Genomic DNA, 11615 nt, shown 5'->3' on the forward strand with positions numbered 1-11615 from the left:
ACCAGAAACACCAAGAGTTCATAAGTGGATTACTTATTACCACTAAGCGTAAAGACGCTTTTTTTCTTATAAGAAGAAACACCACTTACACTAGGAGTTCCAAGCTCAGACTGCGGACTATCATCAACTGGCAAAGTTGTTTTCTTACTACCATGAGCTTTAGATCGTGATCGCAAATTACTGCAAGGACCATCACCTACAGGACCAGGTGGTAAAATTGTTTTCTCTAACTCAGAGAATAATTCTTCTGCAAACAGACCGTAATCTACATTTACTCTTTTACCTTCCCTACCGCATAATCTAAGGTCTCTTATTATTAGTTTTTTAAAGAGCTCAAACTTTTCAGGAAAGCAATCTTTGGCAAATGACATCATATCTAATATTTCTTTTTTCTCTATTTCTTTTTCTTCATCAGTCTTATAAATGTCTTCTCGTCTCCAATTGACTATTAACTCTGCAAATACACCACTTGTAGGAACTGTATAATTAGAAGTATTAACAGCAGCTTTTCTGTATTGATACAAGCTACCACATTCCCAAAATTCCATAATAAGAGATCTAGCTTGAACATTTGATTCAGGATTTTTCAACATCACATCTGAAAGAGAGGAAAGAAAAAGCTCATAGTCTCGCTGTGAGAATATTTTGTCCGAACAGTCTCCTCTTGCTGAAACTTCTTTATAACACCAGCACTGTACCAAATCATGAACCGTATCAAAAAAACATGACTCTATTAATTCAGCAAAAAGGGAATATACTCCTTTATCTTTCTGTGATAATTTCTGTAAAAGAGTATCTTTATCGACTATCTTATTTACACAAAAATCTAAAATAGGGGCGTCTTTCTCAACAGATTGAACGCGAGAAAGAGCAAGAATAGCTTCTGTGAGCTTCTTTTCCTTATCTTCTTCTTTTAAATGATTATAAAAATACTCTACCCCTTCACTCCACTTAAGTTTTACAGCACTGTCAAAACCTTCTACTGCATCATACTTCTTTAATTCCCCAGATTCTCTATCGATCCAGAAATCAAATACAGGACCTTTCCTCTTTATGCTATCTAGTAACGAGTTTCGTACGTATTTGCCAAATTCAGTTTCAGTTTTACCATCAAATGCACCAGGAGGAAACTTGTTCCTATAAGATTCAAATCTTTTTTGAAAGAGAGGATGAATTTTATCCACTACACAGTAACTACAAGCCATCTCATATTTGCGAAGTGGATTATCTATTCCACCTATTTTTTCTTCAGTAAACCTTTGACCTAAAGCAGCATTATCCAACCTTACACCTGACCAGCAACCTTCATCTTGAAATACATTGTGCAAAAACTTCAACTTATCACCCTTAAAGTATTTTATGTGCTCCATAAAGTTATCTTGAAGGACTCCCACCCATCTCTTGATAGCTGACTTCCTCCCGGCAACAACTGCTGGATCTGGATGTTTAATAGCTTCCTGTAATTTTTTGGACATCGTAGCCCGAAGCTCTTTCTGTGTTGGCATTATCCCCCCTATTAAGTATTAACAGTGTCATGTAAAAAAGGCATTATACAGAAATTAGAATGGATTGCAATATTAAAATTACCAGAATAGAGGGTTTAATAAAAAAACGTTATGGCTAAAACTTCTTTTCTTGAATTTTCTCAATATAATCAACAGAAAGACCAGTAGTTTGAGTTATAATGTCAATAGAAACTCCTGCTTTAAGTAGATTCTTTGCAACCTCAATTTTCTCTGCTTTTCTGCCTTTTTCATGGCCGATTTGGATGCCTTCTTTCTTGCCCTTCTCTTCTCCAATTTGGATGCCTTCATGTTTAGCATCATCGAGCTTTTGAGCAAGGACAGCCTGTTCATCACGAATACGTTTGATCTCTTGTTCATAGGCAATAAATTCTTTTTCTGACCAGTTGAATCTATTTAGTTCTTCATAAGCTCTTTTAATTATTAGATCACTTCCTATTATTCTCTCTAGCTCTTCTTCACTAGTTTCGTCTGCATATCTAAAGAAGTAGATCCATTTCTCGACTATACTTGAAAGCTGATCTTCCTTGGTTTTTGTAAATTTAGGTAACTCAATAAATATAAAGTAAAAATCTTTTAGATCATGTTCATTAGTATCTTCATCACGAATAGTATGCTTTGATTTGTACTCAGACTTATCAGGAAATAAAATACAATCTGCTATAGCAATAAAGATAATTTCCTTAAGGTCATGATATTGATCACCCTTACTAGCTTGTCTTGAGTAAGCTTTAGCTGCGTAATATTGGGCACGTTTTTCAAAGCCCTTAGTTTTAGCGACCTGCATTTCGACTATGACTTGCAGCCCATTTTCATCCCTACAAAGAACATCAACAATGCTTTGTTTTTTAGAAGCAATATCAGGGTCTTGAATAGTACTTAAGAACTCTATATCCTTTATTGTACTTTTGCCAGTGAAGCCAAGGATATCATTAAGGAAGTGAATAAGAATGTCCTTGTTTTTTTCAGTGCCAAAGATGCGCTTGAACGATATATCATTTTTTGGATCGAGAAACTTCGAAAGAGCCATGACGGGTTAACCTAGAAAACATTAATAATTATACACAATTTTGAAGAAATGTTCAACAATTTTGATTTATGTTAACTTGTATAATATCTATGACAAATATCTCGATAAGGTACAAAATAGCGCAAAAAGTAAGGAGCTGGAGGTTAAAGCGAGGCTATACTCAAAAAGATTTAGCGGGAAAAATCGGCGTAACATATCAAATAGTACTACAATATGAAAAAGGAACACGAAAAATTTCGATTGAAAAGTTGTGCGCTATAGCAAAGGTGTTATCAATTAATATTACGGATCTTATTCCTGTATCAAATGAAAAAATCTGTTTTGAAGATAAGGGAGAGGAAATATTAAATCTAGTAAGAAAATATAAAACGATTAATGATCAAGAGTTGCGCAAGGTGTTTTACTTGCTAACAAAATTTACCCGAGTTGGTGAGAAAAGTAGTAAAAAAGCAGAGAAAGTAAAAATTGCAAAGGGCCTGGTTAAAGCAGGGATTTCTGTTGATATTGTTTCACAAGCAATTGGCCTCTCTGCTGATGAATGTGTTGAAGAAAAAATAGGTTCTATATACTGCAAAATAGGAAAGAAGATAAAAGAATGGAGACTAGTGCGGGAATATACTCAGAAGGATTTAGCAAAGAAAATGAGTACAACACGTGATGAAATAAGCAACTATGAACAAGGAAGAACTGCTGTTCCACTGGGAAGATTATATGAGATAGCAAAGGCGTTATCGATTAATATCATGGACCTACTTGAACTAACAGAGGATGCAGATGATAAAGTGGTACCTAATTTAATTGAAGAATACAAAAAAATTGAAAGCCAAGAACTACGTCATGCACTAATGAAATCTCTGTTTGAAAGCATACAAATTTGCGAAGAGAAAGTGAAAAGAGCAGAAAAGATGAAAATTGCAAAGGATTTAGTTAAGGAAGGAATTTCTATCAATATTATTTTAAAAACAGTAGGCATCTCTTTAGACGAAATTCAACAAATTTAAAATAAAAAATCAGTATCTATTAATATCTTTACTTTTTGATGAAAAAATAAGTAAAAAAGATTGAAAAATTGATTTGACTTCACTCGGAAGCTATGGCTCTATGCCAATGCTGATAAAGCAGTAAATATTAAAAAAAAGTTTGTTGTTAGTGAAGGGTAAATTATATGAATAATAATAAGAATAAAGAAGAAATCGAATTCAGAATATTAGAAAGCAAAGGCAAAGCACTACTTGATCGTGAAATAATGGAAACATTTTTAAGTGCAGTACATGAAAGGCCACAAGCTCAAGAAATTGCTAAAAATCTGGTGAATACTTATGCAGGAGTAGGAAGGATTTTAGGTCGAGAAATGGATGACCTGAAAGTCATAGAAGGAGTAACTGATTCTGCAGTAGCAATGATTATGTGCGTTAAGGAAACACTAGAAAGGGTACTGAGAGAAAAGCTCAAGGGAGAACCAATCATGGACTTACAAGGGCTAGTAGAATACTTGAACGTAAGTATAGGTCATGCAGAGAGGGAATGTGTAAAAATACTGTACTTGAATAAAAGGCGCCAACTAATCGGAGAAGAATCCTATATTGGTGAAATGGAAAAAGCACCAGTATACATAAAGGAAATTATAAGAAAAGCATTAATAAAGAATGCAACATTAGTAATAATGTCACACAACCATCCTGGGGGAAGTTTAGAACCTTCAGAAGAAGATCAAGCAGTAACAAAGAGCTTAGCAGCAGCATGTAGTACTGTAAGCATAAAATTGTTTGACCATATTATCATCACAAGTGGAGGCTATTTCAGCTTTCGAGAAAACGGATTGTTATAGTAGAAAGTATTTGTAAATCTACTCACTATAATTTATAATGAGTAGTAGAGTGTATAACAACTATACACTTAAAAAGTATATTTAATAGCGGAGGCTAATATGGGTAATAAGATAATTGTACCTTTTAATGATAAAAAGGGAGGTACTTACGAATTAAACATTGATCTTGATAAATTATCAAAAGGTGAGATGTTAAATGCTATTGTAGGAATTGGTCGTACTAGCCAGCAGCCTACTTTTGTAAGCAAAATTAATAAGGCTAAAAAACCTGGAGAAGTGCCCTCCTCTAATAGAGACGTTCAAATCAACTATGGAAAAGGGCTTGATTATATATATGGTACAAAACCTTTAAACGATCAAGCAGAATATTTAAATCCATTTACTTCAGCTTTGAAAAAAATAAAGCCAAATGCAAGCGAAAGTGAAAAGTTAAGCTGGTTTAAGAGTTCTGTAGTAGAGGCAAAAAGCGTAAATGAATTGCATAAAGCCATAGACCAAGTATTAGCATCTGGAGGAAGGCTAAATGCATGTAATGATGGGGAATGGAGCTTTGCTGAGTATGTAATATTGGGCACACATTTTCATAAATTTGATAAGGCTGATCGTAAAAAGCTAATACGTAAATTAATGCTAAACGGTGCAGAGTTTCATGATACTTTATTGGAGAATAAATTGATAGGTGAAATCTATAATGAGCTACAACCAGAAGTTCAGCCACAGATAGATAGGCAGCTAGAAGAACTAGAGAAGGCTGGCGAAAGTGCTGTTCAAGAAGGAGAATTAATAGATATCGAGATAGACAATACAACATCGTATATAGAATTTTCTGATAATAGCAAGGTAGAGGTAGCAAAAATACTGAGAGAGTTAGGAAGTAATATTTTAAAAATTGGTAATAATGCAGTTGAGGTTAAAAGTGAGAAGGGAGGTATAAGAAACTATACCGATATGTCAGATGGAAGCTCTATTGTATTAGAATTTCCTACAAGCGCTGGCAAGCTAAATATCATATTGTACCAAGATGCAAATCAGGTGCAAGTGAGAATAGCAAATAAGGAAATGTGGGCTGAGTTAGAAAAAAGAGGCGAAGAAATAGGAAAAAATTGTCTTTTTGCTGGAATAACGGTTAAAGAAGCAGTAGAAAAAGGTAGTTTCACTAGATGTGGCATATGGAGTGAAAAGTATGCTATAAAAGAGATTAGCAATGATGAAGTATTGTCTTCATGGGTAAATAGGGTATGTGGAGGTAGTAAAGAAACCTTTAGGGAACTTTAATGCGTCTACAGCAAACTTTAAGGTTCCAGAGGTTTTTTCTACCGTTATATCTGAGCTATAGTAGAAAATATTATATATATGGTTTTTTGCGTGGAAAAAAGTCTAGACTGTGAGGTAGGGCAAAAAGTAAAAAATTGGAGGTTAGAGCGAGGGTACACTCAGAAAGATTTAGCAGAGAAAATTGGTGTAAAGTACTGGGTAATACTGCAATATGAAAAAGGGAACCGTAGAATTTCAATCGAAAGGCTGTACGCTATAGCAGATGCATTGTCAGTAAGTATTACCGATCTCATTCCTGCATCAAAGGAGAAAATCGGCTTTAAAAATGAGGAAGGAGAAATATTAAATCTAGTAAGAGAATATAAAAAGATTAACGATCAGGAGTTACGTAAGATGTTTTGTTTGCTAACCAAATTTGTCCAAGTTAGTGAGAAAAGTAGTAGAAAATCGGAAAAAATAAAAATTGCAAAGAGTCTGGTTAAAGCAGGAGTTTCTGTTGATATTGTTGCAAAAACAATTGGTCTGTCTGCTGATGAATGTGTTGAAGAAAAAGTTGGTTCTATCTACTACCAAATAGGCAAAAAGATAAAGGAATGGAGACTAGTGAGAGAGTATACTCAAAAGGATTTAGCGGAGAAAATGAGTACAACACGTGACGAAATAAGCAACTATGAACAAGGACGCGTAGCTACTCCACTGGGAAAATTATATGAGATAGCAGAAACATTATCGATTAGTATTACAGATCTACTAACAGAGGAAGATGAAGGTAGTAAAGTGGAAAATGAGCTACCGAATTTGATTAAAGAATACAAAGAAATTGAGAGCCAAGAACTACGTCATGCACTAATAAAATCTTTGTTTGAAGGGATACGTATTTGTGAGGAGAAAGTGAGAGAGATAGAAAGGATTAAAGTTGCAAAGGATCTAGTAAAAGGGGGAATTTCTATTGATACTATTTTGCAAGCGGTAGGTTTATCTATTGATATGGTTTTAGATGGATAGCTCGTAAAAAAATTATAGCAATAAAGTTTTTTTCTTAAATGGAGGATAAATGTTTGTTTCTGCAAGCAATGTTAGTTACGGAATAGGGCAAAGAATAGAAAATTGTAGGTTAATGCGAGGGCATACTCAAATAGGATTAGTAAGTCAAATAGGTTTAACATACCAAGAAGTAAACAGCTATGAAGATGGGTATATTCCTATTCCAATTGAAGTACTATATATAATAGCAAGAGTATTATCAGTTGACGTTGTAGATTTATTACCTGAACCAGTAATAGTAAGGGAAGACAGCTATGAAGACGAGGAAATACTCTATCTAACGAAAATATACGAGAATCAAAAGTTAGGCAAAATAGTACCTTCATTAGTCAGGTTTGTTCATATTAGCGAAAAAATTAATCAAGAAGAGGCAAGGTTGGAAATAGCAAAAAATCTAGTGAAAGAAGGGGTTTCAGTTGACATAATTTCCCAAGCAACCGGCTTATCTATTTACGAGTATGATAATACAGAGAAAGAAGTCTGCACTGATTCTATATACTACAGAATAGGGCAAAGAATAAGAGAATGGAGATTGATAAAAAGGTATACTCAGAAAGATTTAGCAAACAAAGTTGGTTTAACACTCAAGGAAATACACGAGTATGAAATAGGATACACTGCCATATCATTTGACAAATTATATCAAATAGCAGAAGGATTATCAGTGAATATTAAAGTTCTGCTGCCTAAAACAAATGAAGATAGTGAACTACTTAATTTACTAAGAAAAACTGAAGAGCAAGAATTAGTGAAGAAATTTTTATCTAGGGATATGAAGAATAGCAAAGAGAAAGTTAAAAAAACAGAAAAGATCAAGGTTGCGAAAAATCTAGTGAAGGCGGGTGTTTCTACTGATGTTATTTTGCGAGCAAGTGGCCTAACTGCCGATGAGTGTGAAAATTGAATTGTGTTTAAGATACAAGTAAAAATAGTCAATATATTAACCATTCTAAATCCTTGTTTAGCTGACTCAACTGAAGCATTTTCATAAAGTTTTGCTGCTAATTCGTGTTGTTTGATAAACTTCAAATTTAATGCTTTTAAAATTGATGCTGAAAACACATATTGCTAATGCTAGCAGAGGAGCTAGTTGGCACAGCCGTCAGTACTCCCTATTACTTTTCCTGATAATGTGATAGTATTCGCAAGTATTATCATATATTACAAAAAAATTAGTTAGCATTTCTGTTTATTAAAATTATGCAATAAAGCTGCATTTTATATAACACTTCTCAAATTATTTCTACTAAATATTTATGAATATGGTTAAACAGTAGATAGAAGAAACCTTTTCTATTATTGATCTTTTGTACAGTAAAGTTATCTCATAAAATATTAAATTTGGAGTTTTATGGATCACAGACTAAGAGCTTATTTGCTTGGAGTTACCTGGTTTATACTCAGTTTACTTAGTAGTGTAGTTAATGATACTATATCAAAGTGTCTCGGTTTACACCTTCAAAGTTTTGAGATAATCTTTTTCCGTTTTTTATTTAGCACTATTACTCTTATACCTTTTATATTTTACTATGGAATAGGAGTTTGTAAAACAAGTCGAATATCTATTCAAATAACTAGAGGTGCATTGTTGTTTTGTGGAATGACCTTATGGACCTACGGGTTGACTATTTGCCCAATAGTAACTGCAACAATTATAGGTTTCTCAATACCATTATTTGTTATGCTTCTTGCAATTCCTTTGCTGGAAGAAAATATAATTTGGCAAAGATGGGTAGTAGCTGTCATTGGTTTTATTGGTATTGCTATTACTACTAAAGCTTATAGTGAGGATTTTAATCCTAAAATTCTTATTTTTATTGTATCCGCATTAATCTTCGCTACACTGGATGTACTTAATAAGAAGCTTGTAATGAAGGAGTCAATAATAAGTATATTATTTTACTCAGCTCTAACAACAACAGTTTTTTCCACTCCATCTTTGTTATTTTATTGGCATATGCCTTCCTTGTCAGAATTAATATTACTGCTGATTTTAGGAATAAGTTCAAACCTAATTCTGTTCTTCATGTTAAAAGCTTTTGCTCTTACTGATGCTACTGCACTTGCACCGTATAGATACATAGAGCTAATAATTTCTGCAATAGTAGCATACGTTATATTTAATGAATTACCTGATAAAAGTGCTTTATATGGTACTTTGATATTAATACCATCAACCTTATTTATAGCTTATTCGGAAGGTAAGGCAATTAAGAAAAATAGTGTAATACTTTTGGGTAGTAACAAATAAAGATATAAGAAGGTAATTTTAATTATCCGTTTAAAGTTTTGAACTATCGCTATCATATAAACTTGAATTTGAAATTTTTGAATATTTCAGAAATGTCCAAAAAAGCATACGGGTTAAGTTAAAAGAATAAACCCAATATAGCAACCATTTTAAGTAGGTATCTTATTTATTTTTTTGAGAAGTTTTGATCTGAAATGAGATAATTTTTTTTAAATAGTCTATAAATTACTAATTTTATCATTTAATATCTAAAATAATTTTTACCGTTTCTCTTTTTTTTATGCCACTTCTTAACTTAACGAGTATGGCAAATATCAGTAAATCATTTTTTCTAAGTAGTGTTTTTGGCTTAGCTTTTTAAAACATTTTTTTGGAGAAGAGATATCCCTTGTTACAGAACTTTTTTGGCATTTCTACGTATCAAGATAAAATATCACAGAATTTTTCTATCACTTTCTGATTGTCCTCTATCATTGCCTTTGCCTCCTGTTGAAGAAATTTGATATTTTTTGATGTAATGTTATCCATGTCAGCCGACGCTAGCTTCAATTGCGATTGTATTCTTACGTATCTATTGCCTATTACTTGATTCATCTGATAATTTACGCAGTCCAGTCCAGAGGCAAACATCACATTTAACAAAGGTTTTATCCAGCCTATTTTTCCAAATCTCTTTGAATTGGCATACTCTATGCTTCTATCTGTTCTGCCAGTACCTATCGATAACAGTAGAATATCATCATTTGGAAATAACCTCTTACCACTTGCATATGCACAAGCCGCTGGATTATTGGCAAACACCCCGCCATCCACTAATACTCTGTTTATCTGGTCAATTTTTAGATGTTTTGGTATGAAATAAGTAGGTGCAGCCGTTGCAGCTCTGAGTGCATCTTTCAGCTTAATATTACCTTCTTTCCAGCTTTTGAAGAAAAATGGGCAATTATTGTGAATATCGTAACTTGCAATCAGTACCTTATTTAAGGTGCTTTGTAAAGTATCATCACCAAAATATTTATCCAGTACAAATTCAATATTTTTATGTGGATATTGTGCGCAGTTAAACCAAGATAGTATTGATCGCCTAAAAAATGAAGACTTAAAAATATATGGTCCATATTCCCGATAGAACTCGACTAAATCATTAGTAGAATATTGAGGTTTATCTTTTTTACATAATCCTGCTATAACAATTCCACCAGTTGAGGTTCCTGCCATAAGATCAAAGATTTCAGCTACTCTCTTTCTTGTTCTTTTTTCTATTTCTGCTAGAATGATGGCTGGTATTATGCCCCTTATGCCTCCGCCATCAACTGAAAGGATATATTTAATCATGTTTAGATATTTAATAATTTTATTAATTTGTTCTCTTTTATCAGGTTGTGTTTCTTGTCCTAGTACTACTGTATGTTTTACTCCTAGAGAAAATTGCACCAACCTAATAATTGATTCCGTGGATCATGCTAAAAGTTCTGTGTTGGTTCAGGCATATTCATTTACTTCTAAACCTATTGCAAAGTCGCTAATCGAAGCTAAGAAACGGGGTGTTGATGTTAAGGTTATTTTCGACGAATCACAAACTAGTTCAAAACATAGTGTAATTAACGAATTATTTGAGCACAAAATCCCGATATGGATTGACTTTAAACCCGCTATTGCTCATAGCAAGGTAATTATTATTGATGAGCAAAAAATCATAACCGGATCATTTAACTTTTCAGATGCCGCTCAGCAAAGAAATGCTGAAAACCTACTGATCATAACAGGAGATTCTCCACTAGTTGAACAATACGTCAAAAATTGGAAAAATCGCCAATCGCAGTCTAAGCATTATACACCAGACTTTAAGTTATCTTTGAATTCATCTAATTCCTCAGAAAGATTTTTTACCCTTTCCTCAAGTACTAACACTTTTTCCATTAAACCATATTCAATAAGTTTATCGTGAAATTGTACCCTTGAGTCTAACTTGGATAACCACCATATGAATGCTACGGTTTGGATTAATAACGTGATAATTACTGTAATTGGGATTTTTTGATTTTGCATAATGATTTAAAAATGTGAGTTTATTGTGGATAGCTACTTTAGTAACTACTATTTTGATTTATGCTGTTCCTCTGCATTTGCAAGTAGCTTAATAATTTCTCTGTAAGGTTTATCTTTGTTGTGCCTTGATTCTATTACAGCTACATCCCGAGGGTTTTTTCCATCTGTATCTCTAATATTAGGATTAGCACCTCTTTCTAATAAGAACTTAACTATCTCTAAATTGCCTCCGTATGCGGCAGAATGTAATACTGTCCATCCTTTATATCTACCTGTATCATTTATATCAACTCCTTCATTCACTAGAAATTTTACTAATTCTAGACATTTTCCTTCTGCTGCACAATGTAGCGCCGTTAATCTAGGAATTTGTGTGTTAATGCTCAATAGGTTCTTTACTGAAAACTTTACTACATCTAGATTACAATTTTCAGACGCGATCTGTAACACTCTTTTGTAATTATCTGTAGCTTTGGATTTTTGGTAGCAATAAGTAATAACAACGCATACTATTAACAGTATAAACCACACAAAATGTAATTTATCTTTTTCATTACACTTCAGTTTATTCATACTTGACATACAGTTTCTTCATATTAAACAGATTATTACTCA

Annotated in this window: 11 protein-coding genes and 1 pseudogene; 7 read left to right on the forward strand and 5 right to left on the reverse strand. The window is 33.2% G+C overall.

All coding sequences use genetic code 11. The annotated features are described in order from the left end of the window. Positions 1-29: 29 nt before the first annotated feature. Entirely contained in the window at positions 30-1505 is a 1476-nt protein-coding gene (locus OPR37_RS02140) for a hypothetical protein (protein WP_019236549.1), read from the reverse strand. Positions 1506-1620: 115 nt separating this feature from the next. After that, positions 1621-2553, reverse strand: a complete 933-nt coding sequence (locus OPR37_RS02145; RefSeq protein ID WP_265016874.1) for an Rpn family recombination-promoting nuclease/putative transposase — start codon at positions 2551-2553, stop codon at positions 1621-1623. An 89-nt stretch (positions 2554-2642) separates the two neighbouring features. Between OPR37_RS02145 and wmk (OPR37_RS02150) the strand changes: the two genes are divergently transcribed. From wmk (OPR37_RS02150) to OPR37_RS02175, 6 genes are all read left to right on the forward strand, one after another. Next, positions 2643-3554 carry a WO male-killing family protein Wmk gene (gene wmk, locus OPR37_RS02150; protein WP_264376942.1) on the forward strand — a complete coding sequence of 304 codons (912 nt, stop codon included), beginning with the start codon at positions 2643-2645 and terminating at the stop codon, positions 3552-3554. Positions 3555-3718: 164 nt separating this feature from the next. Next, positions 3719-4381, forward strand: coding sequence for a JAB domain-containing protein (locus tag OPR37_RS02155; protein WP_264376256.1), 663 nt, complete (start codon positions 3719-3721; stop codon positions 4379-4381). Between the two features lie 99 nt (positions 4382-4480). Next, entirely contained in the window at positions 4481-5656 is a 1176-nt protein-coding gene (locus OPR37_RS02160) for a hypothetical protein (RefSeq protein ID WP_264376255.1), read from the forward strand. A gap of 78 nt (positions 5657-5734) precedes the next feature. Continuing rightward, positions 5735-6661 carry a WO male-killing family protein Wmk gene (gene wmk / locus OPR37_RS02165; protein WP_264376254.1) on the forward strand — a complete coding sequence of 309 codons (927 nt, stop codon included), beginning with the start codon at positions 5735-5737 and terminating at the stop codon, positions 6659-6661. 49 nt (positions 6662-6710) lie between these two features. Beyond that, positions 6711-7604 carry a WO male-killing family protein Wmk gene (gene wmk / locus OPR37_RS02170; RefSeq protein WP_262986400.1) on the forward strand — a complete coding sequence of 298 codons (894 nt, stop codon included), beginning with the start codon at positions 6711-6713 and terminating at the stop codon, positions 7602-7604. 447 nt (positions 7605-8051) lie between these two features. Further along, positions 8052-8951 carry a DMT family transporter gene (locus tag OPR37_RS02175; protein WP_143688889.1) on the forward strand — a complete coding sequence of 300 codons (900 nt, stop codon included), beginning with the start codon at positions 8052-8054 and terminating at the stop codon, positions 8949-8951. A 420-nt stretch (positions 8952-9371) separates the two neighbouring features. Here the strand turns inward: OPR37_RS02175 and OPR37_RS02180 are convergent, their stop codons facing one another. After that, positions 9372-10286, reverse strand: coding sequence for a patatin-like phospholipase family protein (locus OPR37_RS02180; RefSeq protein WP_265016875.1), 915 nt, complete (start codon positions 10284-10286; stop codon positions 9372-9374). Here OPR37_RS02180 and OPR37_RS02185 point away from each other — a divergent pair. Then, positions 10285-10791: pseudogene (locus OPR37_RS02185) on the forward strand (phospholipase D family nuclease); the annotation flags it as partial. The gene OPR37_RS02180 and the pseudogene OPR37_RS02185 sit on opposite strands and share 2 nt — an antisense overlap. Here the strand turns inward: OPR37_RS02185 and OPR37_RS02190 are convergent. Then, on the reverse strand, positions 10782-11000 hold the full coding sequence (locus OPR37_RS02190) for a hypothetical protein (RefSeq protein ID WP_265016876.1): 219 nt from the start codon (positions 10998-11000) through the stop codon (positions 10782-10784). The pseudogene OPR37_RS02185 and the gene OPR37_RS02190 overlap by 10 nt on opposite strands. 48 nt (positions 11001-11048) lie before the next feature. Beyond that, positions 11049-11573, reverse strand: coding sequence for an ankyrin repeat domain-containing protein (locus OPR37_RS02195; protein ID WP_265016914.1), 525 nt, complete (start codon positions 11571-11573; stop codon positions 11049-11051). Positions 11574-11615 lie beyond the last annotated feature (42 nt).

It is taken from the genome of Wolbachia endosymbiont (group B) of Lycaena phlaeas (genome assembly GCF_947251875.1).
In the GTDB taxonomy this organism is placed as follows: domain Bacteria; phylum Pseudomonadota; class Alphaproteobacteria; order Rickettsiales; family Anaplasmataceae; genus Wolbachia.

Bases quoted from the DNA above. Each gene is read 5' to 3' on its own strand.
- OPR37_RS02140 (WP_019236549.1), bottom strand. From the start codon at position 1,505: ATGCCAACACAGAAAGAGCTTCGGGCTACGATGTCCAAAAAATTACAG.
- OPR37_RS02145 (WP_265016874.1), bottom strand. From the start codon at position 2,553: ATGGCTCTTTCGAAGTTTCTCGATCCAAAAAATGATATATCGTTCAAG.
- wmk (WP_264376942.1), top strand. From the start codon at position 2,643: ATGACAAATATCTCGATAAGGTACAAAATAGCGCAAAAAGTAAGGAGC.
- OPR37_RS02155 (WP_264376256.1), top strand. From the start codon at position 3,719: ATGAATAATAATAAGAATAAAGAAGAAATCGAATTCAGAATATTAGAA.
- OPR37_RS02160 (WP_264376255.1), top strand. From the start codon at position 4,481: ATGGGTAATAAGATAATTGTACCTTTTAATGATAAAAAGGGAGGTACT.
- wmk (WP_264376254.1), top strand. From the start codon at position 5,735: ATGGTTTTTTGCGTGGAAAAAAGTCTAGACTGTGAGGTAGGGCAAAAA.
- wmk (WP_262986400.1), top strand. From the start codon at position 6,711: ATGTTTGTTTCTGCAAGCAATGTTAGTTACGGAATAGGGCAAAGAATA.
- OPR37_RS02175 (WP_143688889.1), top strand. From the start codon at position 8,052: ATGGATCACAGACTAAGAGCTTATTTGCTTGGAGTTACCTGGTTTATA.
- OPR37_RS02180 (WP_265016875.1), bottom strand. From the start codon at position 10,286: ATGATTAAATATATCCTTTCAGTTGATGGCGGAGGCATAAGGGGCATA.
- OPR37_RS02190 (WP_265016876.1), bottom strand. From the start codon at position 11,000: ATGCAAAATCAAAAAATCCCAATTACAGTAATTATCACGTTATTAATC.
- OPR37_RS02195 (WP_265016914.1), bottom strand. From the start codon at position 11,573: ATGAATAAACTGAAGTGTAATGAAAAAGATAAATTACATTTTGTGTGG.